This is a genomic window from Janthinobacterium sp. B9-8 (assembly GCF_000969645.2).
Lineage (GTDB): Bacteria > Pseudomonadota > Gammaproteobacteria > Burkholderiales > Chitinibacteraceae > Iodobacter.
The window spans coordinates 4181548-4200569 of record NZ_CP014222.1; the positions used below are offsets into that span (position 1 = coordinate 4181548).

Genomic DNA, 19022 nt, shown 5'->3' on the forward strand with positions numbered 1-19022 from the left:
GGCAGGAAAAATACTTAAAGAAGCCGTAGGGCGGGTGAAACCTGCGTATTTCTCATTCGTTGTCGCTGGCTTCATCCACCTTACGAAGCCCTCGTTCTAAAGGTCTTCTCGGTGTGCTTTGTGTTCTCACTTAGCTCTGTGCCTACAGAACTTAGGGTTTTAAGTATTGTGTATAAGTAAAAATCACTCTTCCAAGCTTGCTTCCAGCTGTTGGTAGCGCCACTGGCTGGCGTACCAGCCGCCTAGGTCGACTAGTTCCTGATGCGTGCCGCTTTCTACCACCTTGCCGTGTTTCAGTACCGCAATATGGTTGGCGTCTACCACGGCAGAGAGGCGGTGGCTGACGATAATCATGCTGCGTCCCTGCTTGGCGTCTCTTAGGTGATTCAGAATTTGCGTTTCAGTTTGCGTATCCACCGCCGACAGCGCGTCGTCGAGCAGCAGCAGTGGAGCGTCAGACAGCAGGGCGCGGGCGATGGCGACGCGTTGGCGTTGTCCGCCAGAAAGCGATACGCCTTTCTCACCAACCGGTGTTTCATAGCCCTGCGGTAGACGCAAAATATCGTCGTGCACCGCTGCCAGCTTGGCGACGTGCTCAATCTCGGCGGGTGTGGCATCTGGCTTAATCAGGGCAATATTTTCTGCGACCGATGCCGAGAATAAAAATGACTCCTGTGGCACCCAGCTCATCGCAGAGCGCAGTTGCTGCAATTTATAGTCTTCCACATTCACGCCGTTCCAGCGCACCGCGCCGCTTTGCGGGTGGTATTGGCGCAGTAGCATACGCAGCAGTGTCGATTTACCCGATCCTGTCGGGCCAACCAAGGCCAGCGTTTGCCCAGCAGCAAGGCTGAGCGAAATGCCCGCCAGTGCGGCATTGTTTTGCTCTGGATAAGTAAACTCAATCGCGTCAAAATTTAGTAAGCCGCTTGGTGCCGTTTCAACTGCTCCATGATCGTCTACGGAGAGTGGCTGGCTGAGCAGCGGATCAAGTCGCGCCCACGCTGCTTTACCGCGTTCTAGCAGGGAGAGCACCCAGCCCGCTGCAAACATCGGCCAGATTAGCTGGCCCAGATACATGCTGAAACTGGTTAGCTCACCAATGGTCAGCTGATTATGCCAAACCAGATAGCCACCTAAAGACAGCGTTAATACGCTGGCCGCGGTCAGCGTCATGCCAACGACCGGCTCAAATGCGGCCTCCCAGCGCTGTGCATCGAGGCTGGCTTTGGCTGCGTTTTCGGCAAGGCCAGATAGCACCTTGCTATTTCTGCCTTCTAAGCCCAAAGCGCGAAGTGTGCGCACGCCAGCCAGTGTTTCCTGCACATGATCGTTGAGCGCTGAAAAGCGCTCCAGCGAATCGGTAGAGGCCTGATGCACTTGGCGCGATAGTCGCCAGAAGCCGAGCGCCATCAGCGGGAAAGGCAGCAGGGCAACGGCAGCTAAGCGCCAATCTATGCCAAGCGTCATCATGGCTAGCACGAGGATCAGCGTCATCGAGCCATCAAAACCGGCCAGCATGGCTTCGCCTGCGGCCATTTCTACCGCGTCGATATCATTGGTACCACGCGCCATCAAATCGCCGGTGCGTTGGCGATGATAAAAGGCCGGGCCTTGGGCGGCGAGCTTTTGGTAAAGCTGTACCCTTAGCTCAATCCCTAGGCGATAAGCAGCCGTAAACAGCTGCAAGCGCCAGCCTACGCGCAAAAAGTAGATGCTTAGCCCCATGGCAACGAGTCCCGCCAGTTGCCAGAGCAGTAAATCAGGCGTCAGCGATTTATTGACCAAGCCATCAATCATCTGGCCCACTTGGCGTGGAATCCATACCGTTAGCACGGCCACGGCAAAGAGCATGAGCGCAGCCAAAATATAGGCACGCCAATGGCGGCGGACAAAATCGCCCAATAGTTTAAACAGCGTCATATGGAGTAATCTCGAAAGCTTGAGGTAATGCAGGTAACGAAGAGTGTTCGCGTATTTTAATACTTAGATATTACGCAAGAGTTTATCTAGGAATTGGTAAGCTGAAAAGCCAGCATTACCAGCTTCTTGTGTATTAAATGTACGGTAGAGCAGGTAGTAAATCTTGCGCGTAACGATAGCGATGACTTAGATAAGCTGTCTTTATCAATTGCAAGTTGGGGATGGGCTGTTAATATCCGCTCCCTGAATCGCCGGATCGGCCCATTTATATATTGAAGAGAGAAAACATGCCCTCCCATTACGATGTTCTTATTCTTGGCGCAGGCATGGCAGGTTTAAGCTGTGCCCGGCGCTTGCAAGATGCAGGCAAGAAGGTCCTTGTTTTAGAAAAAGCCCGTGGCTTAGGTGGCCGGATGGCTTGCCGTCGAACTGAAAAAGGCACTTGGGATCATGGCGCGCAATATTTCACGGCCAGCGATCGTGATTTCGCGGCTCAAGTTGCAGCTTGGCAGCAAGCAGGCTCTGTGGCGGAGTGGCAAGGAAAAATCCAGGCTTGGGATGGGCAGCGTTTTAGTACGCCTAGTGCGATACAACGCTGGGTAGGTGTGCCGGGCATGAATGCACCACTCCACGCTCTGGCTGGTGGAATTGAGATTTTATTTGATGTGAAGATCACCGGGCTTGAAGCCATTGATGGTGGTTGGCAAGTCTTAGCAGGCGAGCAAAGCTGGCAAGCCAGCCAAGTGGTACTGAGCACACCTGCCGAGCAAGTAGGGCCATTATTACCAGCAGGCCACGCATTGGCTACTCTCGCCGCCTCTTGTCAGATGGAGCCTTGCTGGGCCTTACTTATTCATTCTGCCAGACCCATTGCCCTGCCTTTTGATTGCCTGTTTATTAATCAGGGACCGCTGAGCTGGCTGGCTAGAAATAGCAGCAAGCCGGGACGGGGTAGTGAGGAAAACTGGGTGGCGCATGCCTCGCCAGAATGGTCACGTCAGCATCTGGAATTAACACCGGATAAAGCCTGTGCCATGCTAAGCCGGGCTTTTGGTGATCTTTTTCATGATATGCCCGTCGATGGTTTGCCTGTTTTTAAGCTACTGCAAATGAGCGCGCATCGCTGGCGCTTTGCGAGTGGAGCATTGCCGGTGGCTGATTTGCCCTATGCTTTAAGTAATGATGGCCTAGCTTTAGCCGGGGATTGGCTAGCAGGCGGCAAGGTAGAAGGAGCTTATCGCTCTGGCGTTGCCTTGGCTGCGGCTTTGCTGGTTTAAGCAGACGCCAGCTATGTCGTGTAAATTATGTAGGGCGGGTGCAACCCGCGTGTGTTTCAGCATTGTTCGCGGGTTGCACCCGCCCTACATAATTAGATTTTGCTGGGCTTGTTCCTTACTGTTTAAAATGGCAAATCACCCGTTCTAAACTCCACACCCAACGCCTCAGAAATACTTAGCATTTCTTCGTCATCTGTACTTTTAGCAATCCAGCCGCCGTAGCAATCGCTATCTGTTGCCCAGTTCCATAGCGTGTAGCCGTGAGTGCGTAGCTGCTCGAAGGCGGTTTCCATCAGATCCGGTACGCTGGTGTTATCCAGAAACTCATCATCATCCGGATCGTCCACGCCCCAGTCGATGCTGATATCGACGCGCTCAACCAGCGTTTCAATGCAGGAAATAAAAGATTCGGTGTCTTTCCAATCAACAAAGAAGCCCGACTCCCAATCGATTACATCTTTGATGATCCAGATCAGCTCGATTTCATCGTCAGATTCATCATCGCTCTGAGCATCAAGCTCTTCTTCAAATGCCACCCATTGCGCTTCAACAGCGGCACTATCATCCAGATTAATCAGTTCTAAAAGTCGCTTAACGGCTGCTTCGTCAGTAGTGCTCACGGTGGACTCCTTTTAGTACAGTTATGCCTTAAAAGTATATTCAATCATTGCACATGCAAGCTTACTCTCTGAAATTTTCTGCCGAAAATAAATTGAGCACCTAGCATCGCATTAAGTGATTAAAATTTAATCGTTATTAAGTAGTTTAAAAGCTAAGTAATACGGTATTTTGCGCAATATAAAGCTTGAATCTTGCTGATTGTCAGCATAATAACTTGATCATAATACTCTTGGATTGCATAGGCACTTTCTTTGTTTGTGCTGTCAGTAAGATACCACAGTATATTTTATAAGCTTTCAAGTATCCAAAGCTAGCGCCACGCCGTACGCAACAGGGCAAGGAATGAAGGATAAAGCACCCTGTTGCCATGAGCGCTTAAATGATCGCCATCAAAAAACAAAGGCAATCCCCGATCAAAAGCCGAGCAAGTCTCTGATGGGCATAGGGCAGAGAAAGTTTCCCAAACAAGCAGCTTGGGGTGCTTGTTTTGCAAAGCGGCGAGCGTGGAGGATGCGGGCTTGCCCATTTCTTGCAAATAGCTGCGCTTTATACTGAGGCCACTTTGGCAAATGGGGTTGTTGGCGTTAAACCAGTCTGAGCAGCGAAAGGGGGGAGATTTAAAAACGGGTTTGGGCGCATCCAGCATTACGATTAAAGAGCGTTTTTCTAAGCGGCTAATGATGTTTTCTGCTTCTGCCAAAACCTGATTACGATGCTCATCTGCTTTTTGATTGGAATCTAAAACTTGTGCCTCGATAAAGGTGGTCCATTGATCGCTTAAACGGGGCATTCTGAGCGAGGCTAAAAAAATCAGATCGCCCGCTTGTGCAGTGTGCTCAATTTGCCTGAGCGCTTGCTCAATAAATTCTGCACATTGTGGGTTTGCTGTCTGGCGTAAATTGGCGACAGGACAGCCTGCTGCCGAGTAAGGTAAAACTTTAATGCCTTGCTCATCGCTCAGCTTACGCAGCATGGTGCGGTAAGCCACGGCGTGTGAATCGCCCAGAATAAAGATTTTTCGATCTGCCAAAGCAGTGGCTTTCAGCGTATTGCTGGCAGACGGCCAAGCTTCGGGATACCAGTTTTGCACATCACGGGTAACGCTCAGGCTAAGTCGTGGCTGGGCTTTGAAAATATGCTGGGTAGAAATAAAGCAGAGCAAAATAATTGAAACGCCGCCTCCTGCAATTTGCCAGTCTCGCTTGCTATGAATAAAAATGTTTTTGCGTATGGGGCGCTCTAAAAAATGATAGGAAAAAATACTGCATAAGCCTGTGGCTAGAGCTGCAGCCAGTATATTGCTTGGGTGATCCAGCCCTGTAGTCCATCTAAATAGCACCAAAACAGGCCAGTGCCATAAATAGAGTGAATAGGATATTTTGCCGATATAAACCAGCGATGAGCATTGCAGGATGACTCCTAAACGGCCTGATGTCTTAGCAACGCCAGCAATCAGGCATAAAGTGCCACTTACCGCTAATAGAGCCCAAGGGAAAGGAAAGGCTTTTGGATCTGAATATATAAACCCAGCCACAATTAATATCATGCCGAGCGCAATGGCAAAGTTTGAGCTGTGTTTTGATTGAGCAATCAGTTTATTTTGCTGATGAAATATAAACAGCATTGCGCCACTGGCCAGCTCCCAGAACCGGCTGGGCAGCAGGTAATAGGCATGGTTTGGGGCGAGTTGGGTTTCATACCAAGAATAAAACAAAGAAATAATAAATAGCAGTGGCAATAGGTATGGGGAGATTCGCCCCATAAAGTTTTTTTGTTCTTTATATTTAATCCAGATAAAAAACACGAAGGGGAATAGCAGATAAAATTGCTCTTCAACAGCCAAAGACCAGGTATGGGTAAAGGCATTAAACTCAACGCGCGGTGAGAAATAGCCATCGTTAAACCAGATCAGTGCAAAATTACTTAAGCCAGCAAAGGCATACAAGGCGGTGCTGTTCGTGCTTTGGCTTAGCCATGATGCGGGCACAAAGAGCGTTTGCAGCAGACCAACAATCATTAAACAAGCCAAGAGTGCCGGGTAAATGCGGATAATGCGCCGCGAATAAAATTGCAGCAAAAAGTTCACAAAATGAGTTTGCCTGCTTTTGGCTAAGCTACTGCTGACTACATAGCCAGAAATCACAAAAAAGACATCTACCCCTGAAAAACCACCGGGCAAAATCAGTGGATTAAAATGAAATAAAATAACCGATAAAACAGCGATTGCACGCAGGCTATCTATTTCTGGAATATAGCCAGAAGGGGGTGTTTTTTTAATTAAAGTCATTCGCCGCCTTTAGAAGTAGTGCATAAAAACACCTGCTTAGTGCGAAGCACGGTGTGATGCAAAGTACTGAGGGTGGTATGCGGGATAGGCGTGATTGATCAGCTCTTCCCGTTTTATGACTTATTCATAGCAGATTGCGATATATTTTATTGGTTTTTAAAAGCAAAAATCCGCATTGAAGCGGATTTTTTTATGGGCTTATTTGCCAATACAAAAGCGGCTAAAAATGACGCCGAGTAAATCGTCAGAGGTGAATTGCCCGGTGATTTCGCTGAGCGCGTTTTGCGCCCGACGTAATTCCTCTGCAAATATTTCGATTTGCAGATAAGCCGCTTCTGCTGTCATCAGATGGCTTTGGGCGCGGCGGATGGCGTTCAGGTGGCGCTCTCTGGCGATAAATACGCTGTCGTCATGGCCGTGCCAGCCTACTAAAGTGAGCAGCTTGCTGCGTAGCTCGTCTAGGCCGATGCCTGCTTTGGCCGATACGTGGATTTCATTGTCGGCCACAATACCCGGTACATCGCCAGTCAGATCGATCTTATTAAAGACCCGTAGCACGGGCAGCTCCGGCGGCAGTTTGTCGAGGATGGCTTGGTCGTCGCTCGTAATACCAATACGGCTGTCGATTAACAGTAGGGCGAGTTCGGCTTTGGCAATGGCAGCCCAAGTGCGCTCAATACCGATTTTTTCTACGGTATCAGTGGTGTCACGCAAGCCTGCGGTATCGATAATATGCGCAGGCACGCCATCGAGCTGAATCAGCTCGCGCACGGTGTCGCGGGTGGTGCCGGCAATATCGGTCACGATGGCGATTTCTTCTCCTGCCAGCGCATTCATCAAACTGCTTTTGCCTACGTTGGGTTGGCCGATAAGCACCACATGCATGCCTTCACGTAGCAGTTTGCCCTGTGTCGCCGTGCCAAGCACGCGTTGTAGCTGGCTTTGTAGCTCTAGCAATTTGCCGTGTGCATTGGCGGCTTCTAGAAAATCGATGTCTTCTTCGGGGAAGTCGAGCGTGGCTTCTACCAGCATACGCAGGGTGATTAGCTCGTCGACCAGCACATGAATCTCACGCGAGAACGCGCCATCCAGCGATTTAAGCGCCGATTTGGCGGCGGCAGTCGATTGGGCGTCGATCAGATCGGCAACGGCTTCGGCTTGCGCTAAATCCATTTTGCCATTGAAAAAAGCGCGTTTGCTGAATTCGCCCGCTTCGGCAAAGCGTGCGCCTAGCTCCAAGCAGCGTGACAGCAGCATTTGCATCACGACAGGCCCGCCGTGGCCTTGCAGCTCCAGCACTTCTTCGCCGGTAAAGGAATTGGGGCCGGGGAAATACAGAGCAATGCCTTCATCCAGCACCGTACCATCTGCAGCTTTAAAGCGGGCAAAGTGAGCGTAGCGGGGCTTTAAGGGCTTGCCGATGAGTTTTTCTACGATATCGCCCAAATGACGGCCAGAAATACGAATAACGCCCACACCACCTCGACCGGGGGCAGTGGCAATGGCGGCGATGATGTCGGGGGTGTAAAGCATGGCGGACTCGGTAGGGGGATTAAGTAAAACTTTCTTCGTAAGCAGTGCAAAGCAGGATGAGCCAGCCTTGCGATGTTTTAATCAGATTATACGTGGTATGGAACTGCCATGGCGCTTGCTGCTTGCGCTCAATTTGCCAGTTGATATCTGCGATGGCATGCTGCGCGCCTTGCAAAAAGAGCTGATTAATCTTGAAACTAGCTTTTAAAAACCCATGCTCTGCATACCATTGGCAAAGCTTCTGCATATTGCTTGCTGTGGAATCTGGGCTGGGAAAGTGAGTGTATTGCCCGTGCTGAGCTATGCCTGAAGGCACGGCAAACACCCTAGCAATATTTGGGCTATTTTGCTGGTTGTAAGCAAGGCAATAGGTATTAAAAAATTGCTCAATTTCGGTATGAATTTGCTGTGTGGCCATCACAAACACTCGGCTGCACTGAAATGAAAACGCCGCCCGAAGGCGGCGTTCTTTGGCGAATGACTGATTAAGCTTTAGCTAGCTTAACCGGTTTGTCGTCATCTGCATTTTCAATCTGGCGCGTGATATACCATTGCTGGGCAATAGAAATCACGTTATTCACTACCCAGTACACAACCAAGCCTGCCGGGAAGAAGAAGAAGAACACACTGAACATCAGCGGCATAATCTTCATCATCTTAGCTTGCATCGGATCCGGTGGAGGAGGGGATAGCGATGTTTGGATATACATCGAAATCGTCATCAACACGGGCAGTACGTAGTAAGGATCTTTCACCGATAAGTCGGTAATCCAGAAAATCCATGGCGCCTGGCGTAGCTCAACCGATGCCAGCAGTGCCCAGTAGAGTGCAATAAACACCGGAATCTGTACCAGCATAGGCAGACAACCACCCAGCGGATTCACTTTTTCGGTTTTATACATTTCCATTACGGCTTGCTGGAACTTCATCTTGTCATCGCCATGCTTCGCTTTTAGCTGTTCCATGCGCGGTGCAAGCTTGCGCATTTTAGCCATCGAGCGGTAGCTCGCAGCAGCCAGCGGGAAGAACATCGCTTTGATCAGCATGGTCAGCAAAATAATCGACCAGCCCCAGTTGCCAACCATCTTGTGGATGAAATCCAGAACCGCAAAGATAGGCTTAGAGAAAATGGTGAAAATGCCATAGTCTTTAATCAGATCGAAGCCTGTCGATACGGTGTTCAGTACGCGGGTTTCTTCCGGGCCAACAAATAGCGGAATGCTGGTTTCATACTTCGCATTGGCAGCAATCGTCGGCAATTCTACGATCACACCGGCAGAATACAGGCCATCTGGCAGCTTTTTCAGCTCGTAGCGAACACCATTTGCACTGCCTACTGCTGGCGCATCTTTAGGTGAAACAATCCACGCAGTAGCAAAGTAGTGTTGCAGCATGGCAACCCAGCCGTCTTTAGCTGCTTGCTCGTAGGTGGCTTCGCCCTTATCCAGCTTGCTGAATTCCACTTTTTCGAATTTCTTCTTTTCAGTGTAAACAGCAGGTCCGGTAAAGGTGGTGGCTCCCATATGGCCGCCGCTACCTTCAGGTGTTTTGCCATCGCGCAGTAAACGGTAGTACGCCGATGTGGTCAATGGTTTAGCAGAGCCGTTAACCAGCTCGTACTTCACATCGATCAGATAGCTATCACGCTTAAAGGTGTAAATCTTGGCGATTTTTATACCATCAGGGCCAGCAGCTTCTAGGCGAACAGAGACTTCCTTCTGGCCATCAGCCAGTTGGTAAGCGGTTTGTGCGCTGGTAAAAGTGCTTTTATGCGTAGGCAAGCCTTCACCGATCAGGCCGGTTTGTGCCACATAAATATGCTCGCCTTCATCCTGTAACAGGGCAAATGGCTTTTTCGCATTATCAATCATGCCATGCTTAAGCAGCTTTACGCTGCGCAGATCGGCACCATTGGTGTCGATTTCTGCATTAAACAGGTCTGTTGTAATGGTAATGCGCTGGCCGCGTTGCAGCCTGCCTGCATCTTGTGGAGCCTGGCCTGGTGCTGCTGCAGCATGTGGCGTAGAGCCATTTGTGGCGCTTGCAGTTGCTGCAGGGGTTTTTATTTGAGGGTAACGCTCTTCCATCCACTTCTGCCAGAAGAACAGAATGCCGAATGACAACGCGATAAAGAGGATGAGTCTTTTGGTATCCATCTTGGCTCGAAAGGGTATGCAGATTTATGGTACCGGATCATAGCCACAGCCACCCCAGGGGTGACAACGACATAGCCGGCGAGTAGTTAGCCAGCCCCCTTTCATCACGCCGTAGCGTGTGACGGCTTCAATGCCGTATTGGGAGCAAGTTGGCGTAAAGCGACAGCGCGCTCCTAGGAGCGGGCTAATAGTAAACCGGTAAAGTTGCAGTAGCGCGACGATTATTTTCGACATTTGTGAATCTTGCCGAGCAGTGAAATAAGTGCTTCACGTGCTGCAGCGCCTTCTTTTCGCCCAAATGGCCGACGTGCGCGTACCACCAGATCGATGCCGGTTACTTTATTTGCGTTCAGGCGAAATGTTTCCCGCACTGTGCGTTTGATGTAGTTGCGACCTACGGCCCGCTTGTCTGTTTTTTTTCCGACAACTAAGCCAAGTCTGGCGTGATCCAGCCCGTTGGGCCTGCCAAGAACTTGAAAAAAATCATTGGAAGAAGAACAGCGCAAACTAAAAACGGATGAAAATTCATCCGCTTTTAGCAGGCGCATATTGCGCGCAAAACCAGTTTGGGAGTGTCCCAACAAAGCTTAGCATCAAGGTTATGCCCGCAATTAAGCGGTCAAAACCTTGCGGCCCTTTGCGCGGCGAGCGTTAATAACTCTTACGCCGCCAACTGTTTTCATGCGGGCACGAAAACCGTGAGTGCGTTTGCGTTTGATAACTGAAGGTTGAAATGTACGTTTCATAATATTGGATCCCTGCCAAACAAAACCGAAGTAAACCGTTGATTACATAGCTACTCAGCAGTCTTGTCAATACCTTTTATTGATCCGCAACATAATCGGGCTGTGGATAAGTCAGGAGTGAAGCGGTACAATCGCCCTTTGCTGCCCGTTAGTGCTTTCGCATTTGGCTGCTTATTCTCCTTGAAAACATCACCGCTTTCGTTGTGGGCCTCCGTACTATCAGAGGTATATTTACGTATTTGTGAATCACAACGGACAGGATACCCCTATGTCTGTGCTGGAAAATTGCTGGCCCCACTGCCTTGCTGAGTTGGAGCGTCGTTTGGGCGCGGACCAGTTTCGTATCTGGATTAAACCCCTTACGGTTGAGATGACCGATGAGGGCTTAAACCTGATCGTACCTAATCAGATTTTCTTACAATTTATCCGTGATCGTTATCTTGGAATGATTGAAGAAGCTGCTGCCACCTTTGCAACGGGCGATGCGCCTGTTATTGCTTTGCGTGTAGGCACAATGCAAAGGCCCGCTGCTGCGCCTCAGGCCAGCAGCAGCGTTGCAGAAGGCAAGCCTACGCCTGCCAAGGCGGTGATCAGCGCTTCGGCCGCCAATCACGAAACCACACGCTTAAACCCTAATTTTACTTTTGAAACGCTGGTCACCGGTAAGGCCAATCAATTGGCGCGTGCGGCGGCGATTCAAGTGGCAGAAAACCCTGGCGTAAGCTACAACCCGCTATTCGTTTATGGCGGCGTGGGCTTGGGTAAAACTCACTTGATTCAATCGATTGGTAATTATGTGCACCAGCGTAATCCGGGCGCCAAGATTCGCTATATTCATGCCGAAAAATACGTGCAGGATGTGGTGCGTGCTTACCAGCACAAGGCGTTTGATGAGTTTAAACGTTACTACCACTCTCTTGATTTGCTGCTGATTGATGATATTCAGTTCTTTGTGGGCAAAGACAAAACGCAGGAAGAATTCTTCTACGCTTTTAATGCCCTTGTTGAAGCGCACAAGCAAATTATTATCACCTCCGATCGCTATCCAAAAGAAATCGACGGCCTGCAAGAGCGCTTAACATCGCGCTTTTCTTGGGGCTTAACGGTGGCGATCGAGCCGCCTGAGCTAGAAATGCGCGTGGCGATTCTGATGAAAAAAGCCGAGCGCGAAAACTTTAAGCTCGATGCCAACGTAGCGTTTTTTGTTGCCAAACATATCCGCTCAAATGTGCGGGAGCTGGAAGGCGCATTGAAGCGGGTATTGGCTTATTCTCGCTTTACCAATCAGCCGATTACACTGGATGCAGCTAAAGAAGCGCTGAAAGATATTTTAGCGTCTGGTAGCCGTCAGGTATCGGTAGAAAATATTCAGAAAACTGTCGCAGATTTTTATAAAATCAAGATTGCAGATATGCATTCTAAAAAGCGCACTCGTGATATTGCCAGACCAAGGCAGATTGCCATGGCGCTGACTAAAGAGCTTACTCAAATGTCTTTACCGGCCATTGGCGAAGCTTTTGGCGGACGCGATCACACCACGGTCTTGCATGCTTGCCGCACCATCGAAGAAATGCGTGGTAGCGATAGCGAAATCGCTCATCAATACGGCGTGTTGCTGCAGATGCTGCGTAGTTAATTTTTGGTGTGGGTTTGTTGTTGGGTGGGAGAAGCCCGCTGCCAGCAAATCTGCATTGCCAGCTACGTTGAATGTCAGTGCCTGTGTATGCACCTGTATAAAACATGGCTGGTTTGTAAGTTTGGGTGCTGCTTAGCTTATTTGATTTGGCTAAATACCATTCATTCCCTACACATGCTGTAAATCGGTTAGAATCCTGCGGTTAAACCCATTTTTTGGAACGAGGCGCCATGCAACTCTTGCAAGCCGAACGCGATGCGCTCTTGAAGCCGCTGGCTACGGTCACCGGTATTGTTGAGCGCAGGCATACCCTGCCCATTCTCTCGAACGTGTTGATCAAGAAGGATGGCGACGCCCTGTCCTTTACCGGCACCGATCTTGAAATTCAGATCAGTAGCCGTCAGGCCGAAGGCTTTTCTGGCGACGATTTCGCCATTACAGTCGCCGCTAAAAAGCTATCTGATATCTTGCGTGCTATTGCGGATAAAACCGTGGTGAGCATGGAAGAAGCCGACGGCCGTCTGACGATTAAGGCAGGCAAAAGCCGCTTTAATCTGCAAACGCTGCCTGCAGCTGATTTCCCGCAACTGGCGGTAGATACCAATCTGCGCGCTACAGTACGCATGCCACAAGGCCAGTTAAAAGCCTTGCTGGGCCGTACGCAATTTACGATGGCTCATCAGGACATCCGTTATTATTTGAACGGCTTGTTTATGGTGACTGAAGGCAATTTGCTAAAACTGGTTGCCACCGATGGCCACCGTTTGGCTTTTGCTTCGGCAGAGATTCTGGGCGATTTCGCTAAGAATGAAGTGATTTTGCCGCGTAAAACAATTTTAGAATTGTATAAATTGCTGGCAGATTCGGATGACGAAGTCACCATTGATATCGCGAGCAATCAAGTACGTTTTGCCTTTGGCAATATCGTGATCCACAGCAAAGTAGTCGACGGTAAATTCCCCGATTACAACCGTGTGATTCCGCAAAACAATGATAAAGGCTTGCTGATTGAGCGCCAGATGTTACTGGCCTCGATGCAGCGTGCTGCGATTTTATCGAATGAAAAATTCCGTGGCGTGCGCTTAGTGCTCACCGACGGCCTGCTCAAAATTATGTGTAATAACAATGAGCAGGAAGAAGCGCAGGAAGAAGTAGAAGTGGATTACAGCGGCGCGCCGCTGGATATCGGCTTTAACATCCAGTATTTGCTGGACGTATTGACCAATACATCGGTTGAAACGCTACACTTCTCGTTTGGCGATGTGACTTCCTCGGTACTGGTTACTATTCCAGATAACGAGCATTTCAAATACATCGTCATGCCAATGCGCATTTAGTCTAGGTATTTGCAGCTAAGGTCGGGGTTGCCCCGGCCTTTTGCATTTGTAAGATGACAGGTTCTAGCCCAAGCGATGGAAGATTCGCACTGTTTTTATGATTTTGATCGGCCTTGCTTTTAGCAAATATGAGCACCGTTTACATCGTTATAAAAATTTAGCCGGACCGAAATAATGGTTTGGTTTGTTTGTTGATTTAAGGAATAAGCAATGTCTGAGCAACAAGAATATGGCGCCGATAGCATTAAAATTCTGAAAGGTCTTGAAGCCGTTCGGAAACGTCCGGGCATGTATATCGGTGATACACAGGACGGTAGCGGCCTGCATCATATGGTGTTCGAAGTGCTGGATAACGCTATTGATGAATCATTAGCCGGGCATTGCGATACGATTAAAGTGATCATTCATGCCGATAATTCGATCAGCGTCGAAGATAACGGCCGTGGTATCCCTACTGATATTAAAGAAGACGACGAATTCAAGCGCTCTGCCGCCGAAATCGTCATGACCGAGCTACACGCCGGCGGTAAGTTTGACCAGAACAGCTACAAGGTTTCTGGCGGCTTGCATGGTGTGGGTGTATCGGTGGTGAATGCCTTATCTGATTGGCTAAAGCTGACGATTCGCCGTAATGGCAAAGCGCACAGCATGGAGTTCCGTCAGGGCGAAGCGGTTTCTCCGCTGGCTGTGATTGGCGACACCGAGCGCCGTGGTACCGAAGTGCACTTTATGGCTTCGATCGAGACTTTTGGTCTGATTGAATACCATTTTGAAATTCTGGCTAAGCGTATTCGCGAGCTGTCTTTCTTAAATAACGGCGTAAAAATCCAGCTGATCGACCGCAGCCATGGCAAGGAAGAAAACTTTGCCTATGAAGGCGGCGTAAGCGGCTTTGTGCAATATATGAACCGCAATAAATCAGTATTGCACCCGCATATCTTCCATGCTGTTGGCGAAAAAGACGGCATGATTGTAGAAGTAGCGATGCAATGGAATGATTCTTACCAGGAATCGGTTCAGTGCTTCACCAATAATATTCCCCAAAGGGACGGCGGCAGCCATATGACTGCGCTGCGCCAAGTGATGACCCGTACGCTTAATCAATATATTGAGCAAAACGATCACGCTAAAAAAGCCAAGGTAGAAACCTCTGGCGACGATATGCGCGAAGGCCTGACCTGCGTGTTATCAGTGAAAATGCCTGATCCAAAATTCAGCAGCCAGACCAAAGACAAGCTGGTTTCCAGCGAAATTGGCCCGGTGGTCAGCGAAGTCATCAGCCAAGCCCTTGCCGATTTCCTCTTAGAAAACCCAAATGACGCCAAAATCATTTGCGGCAAGATTGTAGATGCAGCGCGAGCCCGCGATGCAGCCCGCCGTGCCCGCGAGCTAACCCGTCGTAAAGGTGTGTTAGATGGCCTTGGCCTGCCGGGTAAGCTGGCCGATTGCCAGGAAAAAGACCCAGCAAAATCTGAAATTTACCTCGTCGAGGGTGATTCTGCGGGTGGATCTGCCAAGCAAGGCCGCGATCGCAAGTTTCAAGCGATTCTGCCTTTGAAAGGTAAAATCCTGAACGTGGAACGCGCACGTTTCGATAAAATGATCTCTAGCCAGGAAGTGGGCACGCTGATTACCGCGCTAGGCTGCGGGATTGGTAAAGACGATTTTAATATCGACAAACTGCGCTACCACCGCATCATTATCATGACCGATGCGGACGTGGACGGCTCGCACATCCGTACCCTGCTGCTGACATTCTTTTACCGCCAATTGCCAGAATTGGTTGAGCGCGGCTATATCTATATCGCCCAGCCGCCACTATTCAAAATCAAGCACGGCAAGAGCGAGACTTACCTCAAAGACGAAGCAGAGCTGAAGCAATACCTGTTGCGCCAAGCCTTAAACGGCGCATCGCTTTTACCAAGCGCAGACGCGGAAGCCATTGCTGGCGACGCACTGGAAAAACTGGCCCGCCAATACTTCGCCTCTGAAGCCGTTATCGACAGGCATAGCCGCTTTATCGATGCCGCCGTACTACAAGCCATGATTGGCTTGCCAGCATTGGCCTTGAGCACAGAAGCAGAAGCACAGCAAAGCGTTGATCTGCTAACCGCCGCCTTAGAAAAAGTAGCCTCGCCAAATAGCCCGCGTTACACCTTTAGCTTTAATCGCTCCGAAGAAAGCTATGTGATCAAGGTATCCCGTCGTCAGCACGGCGTATCGACCATCCAGCATCTGGACGAAGCCTTCCTGCTATCTGGCGATTACGCACAAATGCGCAAAACCGCCGATATGCTAAATGGCCTGCTGGGTGACGGTGCTAAAGTAAAACGCGGCGAGCAAATCCAGTCTGTAACTAACTTTAAAGACGCTATCGAATGGCTGCTCGGCCTAATCCGCCGCAATATCGCCATCCAGCGCTATAAAGGTCTGGGCGAAATGAATCCAGAACAGCTCTGGGAAACTACCATGGACGTGACTGTGCGCCGCCTGCTCAAAGTAAACGTAGAAGACGCACTAGGCGCGGATGCCGTATTCACCACCCTAATGGGTGATCAGGTAGAACCACGTCGTCAATTTATCGAACAGAACGCGCTGATTGCGCGGAATGTGGATATTTGATTTGATGGGCAATGGGTTTTGATAAATAATTAGAAATTGATTGTTGTTTTGTGCATCTTTTTAAGAAAGCCAGTTTATAAAAACTGGCTTTTTTAAATAATTAACAAAAATATGAATAAGCTTGTTTGATGTAGTTTATAAACTTATTTTTGTAATTGTTGGAATAATTGCTAGCATCTACTGTTAGAGGCGAAGTATGAATGTGACAGAATTTGTTGAGAAAAAGTATGGATCTGCCGCAGCGGTTCATTTGGCTCAAATTCGACGGGGAGGGGATAGCAACCAAAAAGGCACTACATATGAAGCTTTTTACGCAGCCGCTAAAATATTTGAACTTGCTGCCAATTCATCCAACGAATTGCATGATTTTTCTATTTCAAGTCAAGATATCGCATTTGTAGATGATCTTTGTATTCGCCAAATATCGACTAGGGCTAAAACAAATTACCAAGCAAAAAATTCATCAGGGGCTCCTGCTAATTGGGATGCTGAGATGGAGGAGCGTTTCCGCAGGCAGCTTGAAATTGATACTGAATTCCATGAGGTAAATATAAGTAATCAGGTTTTATTGGTTTCTTGTTCCATTAAAGCAAGGGATAATCAATCTAAAATTCCTAGTGATTTAAAAGAGAACTGCTACTCTGAGTACTTTCCTTATCAGGATACAAGTACTACAAGGTTATTGTGTGATTTTCAACCCTTGCGTAGTAATCTTGAAGCGTTATGTGGCTCCAGTGATTTATCTTTGCTTGATTCTGCATTTAAGCTGGTATTGGCTATTTGGGGAACGGATACGGATAGACCAAGGAAGGTCGACGACATTTTAGGGAGTGCAAAATCTTTGGGTAAGCCCAATATCTTTGTAGACTCGGTGATTGAACGTACAGAGGTACCTAGTTGGCTTCTTGAGAAGTGCTATACTTTTAAGAATGTCACTGTGCGTGTAGAATCCGCGAGTTTTATTGTTAGCTATAATGGCCTTGAAGTAGGCTTGGCTTGCAATGTTGCTACACCTGATTCTGACGAGATCGGCACACTTACTACTCCCATGGAGTTTTTAGACTTCTTGATGAGAAAAAATGCTGCCGAAGCGCTAATAGGTACTGAGATATAAATGATAGAGGTTCGCAATGAGTATTGATACTCGAACTTATAGCCGTTACGCCGATCAAGTAGCGAAGAAAGCTCTGAATGCTTTGCTTGACGCCGCAAGTGCTCCTGAGGCATATCGAGGAGCAATGGTCGTTCTTGGACGCCAACTTGGTGACGTTTTGGAGCGGGAAGTCTCTGAGGAATCTACTTGTTTAGTTGCTTCAACTGCTGAAGATGCAGATTTCTTGGCTCATGGTGTGTTAGAAACACTACAGATAAAGCATAAAAATACGTTAACTGCCGTGTTTTGGAATAATCACTATTCAATTCCAGGTGGAAGCGTTGCACCGATTGTCCATAAATTCTTACAACCAGGTTATGAAAAAGCTGACTCTTTAGTTATTGTTAAGTCTGTTATCTCCGGTAGTTGTGTTGTTCGGACTAATATATTGGCTTTGATTGAGAAATTGATAAATGTTAAGCATATTTATATAGTTTCTCCTGTTATGCATTCTAAGTCAGAACAAAACCTACAAGACGAATTTCCTGAGCATATATCTAGTCTGTTTAAGTTTATTTATTTTGCAAAGGATAGTACTAAAGACGCAGATGGCGAGGTAAAGCCTGGTATTGGTGGGCAAATTTATCACCTTCTGGGGTTAACAGAGCAGCCTGCGAAGAGTAGTTTTGTGCCTGAAGTTGTTAAACGGCTTGCTAGAATAATGTGATTATCTAAGATAGTAATTGTGGTTTTTTACGATTGAGCAAATGTATTTGAATTTTTTGAAGAGTAGTATTGTTGTTGAGATAGTCAAAAAAACCAGCTATACATAGCTGGTTTTTTTGTTGAATAGAGAGGAACTTTTATGTTGTTGGTAATGCAATAATAGGGTAGGTCTTGTATTTTTCACAAGAATACAAAGCTCGGCGGCAATTAACTCCATATGAAAAACCATCTCTTTTTAGCTGATCTTTTTGTCGTGAATAGTTTGCTATCCAGAATTCCCTCCAAGTAAATAATGATTGCGATCACGTTACCCTCGACCTCACCGTTATTTTCGTCTTGCTGTCATTTGCTATATAAAATAGTGTCCAGCGTTTTAAGTCGGTTTTTTTTTGGGCAAGGCTTAAAGGCATTTAAGTGCCTTTGGCACGTTGATTTTGGTGCGGGTATCCCCCGCTGGGGACTCACTTTCTTGAACGGCCAAGAAAGTAAGCAAAGAAGGCCGCCCCGCGAAGCACGAAGGCCCCTCACTGCGGATAACCGGCTCGGCGAAAAAGGCTGCTCGGGAGCAAGCCCGCTACCCCTTTTCCGAAACACCGATCCGCTTATTCCTCGCTTCGGCGTGCTTCAAGGGGATTCTTAAGCCCTATGCTGCGAGTGCGGTATTTGTCGCTTCTTTCTTGTGTTGCCACTGCAGGAATACTTAAACCTCAACGCTCGCTGCGGCTATTTCTTTGCTTGTGACTGGACGCTACACCCCTCCCCCAATATGCACTGCCAGCCAGATTGCGCCGTCGCTGACTTCCAGCACGGTGTGTGGGGTTTGGGCTGGGATGAACAGGTAGTCGCCGCTTTGCAGTGTTACGGTTTTGCCCGCTACATCTAACGCAGCTTCGCCTTGTAGCAGCAGTACCCATTCATCTTGGGGCTGGATGTATTCGGTGTGGGCGATGCGGGGGGAGCTGATGATGCGCTCTATCAGCAGGCCGGGCTGGGTGTGCAAAGGCTCGAAACGCTCGCCCGTGGCTGGGGGGCTGCTTTGGTGAAAGATATTTTGCGGCATGGTGT

At 48.5% G+C, this 19022-nt stretch carries 16 protein-coding genes; 6 read left to right on the forward strand and 10 right to left on the reverse strand.

What is annotated here, in order from left to right:
• Positions 1–183 precede the first annotated feature (183 nt).
• Positions 184–1923 (reverse strand): ABC transporter ATP-binding protein, encoded by a 1740-nt coding sequence (locus tag VN23_RS18915; RefSeq protein WP_046351806.1) that lies wholly within the window; start codon positions 1921–1923, stop codon positions 184–186.
• Between the two features lie 287 nt (positions 1924–2210).
• On the opposite strand from VN23_RS18915, the gene VN23_RS18920 reads away from it, so the two are divergent.
• Positions 2211–3200 (forward strand): NAD(P)/FAD-dependent oxidoreductase, encoded by a 990-nt coding sequence (locus VN23_RS18920; RefSeq protein WP_046351805.1) that lies wholly within the window; start codon positions 2211–2213, stop codon positions 3198–3200.
• 122 nt (positions 3201–3322) lie between these two features.
• Here the strand turns inward: VN23_RS18920 and VN23_RS18925 are convergent, their stop codons facing one another.
• The 8 genes from VN23_RS18925 to rpmH form a co-directional block, all read right to left on the reverse strand.
• The gene (locus VN23_RS18925; RefSeq protein WP_046351804.1) at positions 3323–3820 is read right to left on the reverse strand and encodes a DUF6630 family protein; all 498 of its coding nucleotides are present in this window, start codon (positions 3818–3820) and stop codon (positions 3323–3325) included.
• A gap of 311 nt (positions 3821–4131) precedes the next feature.
• Positions 4132–6108 carry an acyltransferase family protein gene (locus VN23_RS18930; RefSeq protein WP_046351803.1) on the reverse strand — a complete coding sequence of 659 codons (1977 nt, stop codon included), beginning with the start codon at positions 6106–6108 and terminating at the stop codon, positions 4132–4134.
• Between the two features lie 198 nt (positions 6109–6306).
• Complete coding sequence (gene mnmE / locus VN23_RS18935; protein WP_046351802.1) at positions 6307–7641, reverse strand: tRNA uridine-5-carboxymethylaminomethyl(34) synthesis GTPase MnmE; 1335 nt, start codon at positions 7639–7641, stop codon at positions 6307–6309.
• Between the two features lie 19 nt (positions 7642–7660).
• Positions 7661–8059 carry a hypothetical protein gene (locus VN23_RS18940; RefSeq protein ID WP_046351801.1) on the reverse strand — a complete coding sequence of 133 codons (399 nt, stop codon included), beginning with the start codon at positions 8057–8059 and terminating at the stop codon, positions 7661–7663.
• Positions 8060–8126: 67 nt separating this feature from the next.
• Entirely contained in the window at positions 8127–9797 is a 1671-nt protein-coding gene (gene yidC / locus VN23_RS18945) for a membrane protein insertase YidC (protein ID WP_046351800.1), read from the reverse strand.
• A gap of 24 nt (positions 9798–9821) precedes the next feature.
• The gene (yidD, locus tag VN23_RS21610; RefSeq protein ID WP_082752849.1) at positions 9822–10031 is read right to left on the reverse strand and encodes a membrane protein insertion efficiency factor YidD; all 210 of its coding nucleotides are present in this window, start codon (positions 10029–10031) and stop codon (positions 9822–9824) included.
• Complete coding sequence (rnpA, locus tag VN23_RS18950) at positions 10019–10345, reverse strand: ribonuclease P protein component (protein ID WP_046351799.1); 327 nt, start codon at positions 10343–10345, stop codon at positions 10019–10021. The genes yidD and rnpA overlap by 13 nt, the downstream gene beginning before the upstream one ends.
• Before the next feature lie 63 nt (positions 10346–10408).
• Positions 10409–10543 carry a 50S ribosomal protein L34 gene (rpmH, locus tag VN23_RS21615; protein WP_082752850.1) on the reverse strand — a complete coding sequence of 45 codons (135 nt, stop codon included), beginning with the start codon at positions 10541–10543 and terminating at the stop codon, positions 10409–10411.
• A 277-nt stretch (positions 10544–10820) separates the two neighbouring features.
• Between rpmH and dnaA the strand changes: the two genes are divergently transcribed.
• The 5 genes from dnaA (at position 10821) to VN23_RS18975 (ending at position 17958) form a co-directional block, all read left to right on the forward strand.
• On the forward strand, positions 10821–12179 hold the full coding sequence (gene dnaA / locus VN23_RS18955) for a chromosomal replication initiator protein DnaA (protein ID WP_197433132.1): 1359 nt from the start codon (positions 10821–10823) through the stop codon (positions 12177–12179).
• A gap of 230 nt (positions 12180–12409) precedes the next feature.
• Positions 12410–13516 (forward strand): DNA polymerase III subunit beta, encoded by a 1107-nt coding sequence (gene dnaN, locus VN23_RS18960; RefSeq protein WP_046351797.1) that lies wholly within the window; start codon positions 12410–12412, stop codon positions 13514–13516.
• 210 nt (positions 13517–13726) lie between these two features.
• Complete coding sequence (gyrB, locus tag VN23_RS18965; protein WP_046351796.1) at positions 13727–16138, forward strand: DNA topoisomerase (ATP-hydrolyzing) subunit B; 2412 nt, start codon at positions 13727–13729, stop codon at positions 16136–16138.
• A 196-nt stretch (positions 16139–16334) separates the two neighbouring features.
• Positions 16335–17252: a hypothetical protein gene (locus tag VN23_RS18970; RefSeq protein WP_046351795.1), complete on the forward strand. Its 918-nt coding sequence runs from the start codon at positions 16335–16337 to the stop codon at positions 17250–17252.
• Between the two features lie 16 nt (positions 17253–17268).
• On the forward strand, positions 17269–17958 hold the full coding sequence (locus VN23_RS18975) for a hypothetical protein (RefSeq protein ID WP_046351794.1): 690 nt from the start codon (positions 17269–17271) through the stop codon (positions 17956–17958).
• A 747-nt stretch (positions 17959–18705) separates the two neighbouring features.
• Here the strand turns inward: VN23_RS18975 and VN23_RS18980 are convergent.
• Positions 18706–19017: a cupin domain-containing protein gene (locus VN23_RS18980; protein WP_046351793.1), complete on the reverse strand. Its 312-nt coding sequence runs from the start codon at positions 19015–19017 to the stop codon at positions 18706–18708.
• Positions 19018–19022: the final 5 nt, after the last annotated feature.

What these genes read in the sequence shown, in the direction of transcription:
- VN23_RS18915 (WP_046351806.1), bottom strand. Translation starts at nt 1,923, where the DNA reads ATGACGCTGTTTAAACTATTGGGCGATTTTGTCCGCCGCCATTGGCGT.
- yidC (WP_046351800.1), bottom strand. Translation starts at nt 9,797, where the DNA reads ATGGATACCAAAAGACTCATCCTCTTTATCGCGTTGTCATTCGGCATT.
- dnaN (WP_046351797.1), top strand. Translation starts at nt 12,410, where the DNA reads ATGCAACTCTTGCAAGCCGAACGCGATGCGCTCTTGAAGCCGCTGGCT.
- yidD (WP_082752849.1), bottom strand. Translation starts at nt 10,031, where the DNA reads ATGTCGAAAATAATCGTCGCGCTACTGCAACTTTACCGGTTTACTATT.
- mnmE (WP_046351802.1), bottom strand. Translation starts at nt 7,641, where the DNA reads ATGCTTTACACCCCCGACATCATCGCCGCCATTGCCACTGCCCCCGGT.
- VN23_RS18940 (WP_046351801.1), bottom strand. Translation starts at nt 8,059, where the DNA reads ATGGCCACACAGCAAATTCATACCGAAATTGAGCAATTTTTTAATACC.
- gyrB (WP_046351796.1), top strand. Translation starts at nt 13,727, where the DNA reads ATGTCTGAGCAACAAGAATATGGCGCCGATAGCATTAAAATTCTGAAA.
- VN23_RS18975 (WP_046351794.1), top strand. Translation starts at nt 17,269, where the DNA reads ATGAGTATTGATACTCGAACTTATAGCCGTTACGCCGATCAAGTAGCG.
- VN23_RS18920 (WP_046351805.1), top strand. Translation starts at nt 2,211, where the DNA reads ATGCCCTCCCATTACGATGTTCTTATTCTTGGCGCAGGCATGGCAGGT.
- VN23_RS18970 (WP_046351795.1), top strand. Translation starts at nt 16,335, where the DNA reads ATGAATGTGACAGAATTTGTTGAGAAAAAGTATGGATCTGCCGCAGCG.
- VN23_RS18930 (WP_046351803.1), bottom strand. Translation starts at nt 6,108, where the DNA reads ATGACTTTAATTAAAAAAACACCCCCTTCTGGCTATATTCCAGAAATA.
- rpmH (WP_082752850.1), bottom strand. Translation starts at nt 10,543, where the DNA reads ATGAAACGTACATTTCAACCTTCAGTTATCAAACGCAAACGCACTCAC.
- rnpA (WP_046351799.1), bottom strand. Translation starts at nt 10,345, where the DNA reads ATGCGCCTGCTAAAAGCGGATGAATTTTCATCCGTTTTTAGTTTGCGC.
- VN23_RS18980 (WP_046351793.1), bottom strand. Translation starts at nt 19,017, where the DNA reads ATGCCGCAAAATATCTTTCACCAAAGCAGCCCCCCAGCCACGGGCGAG.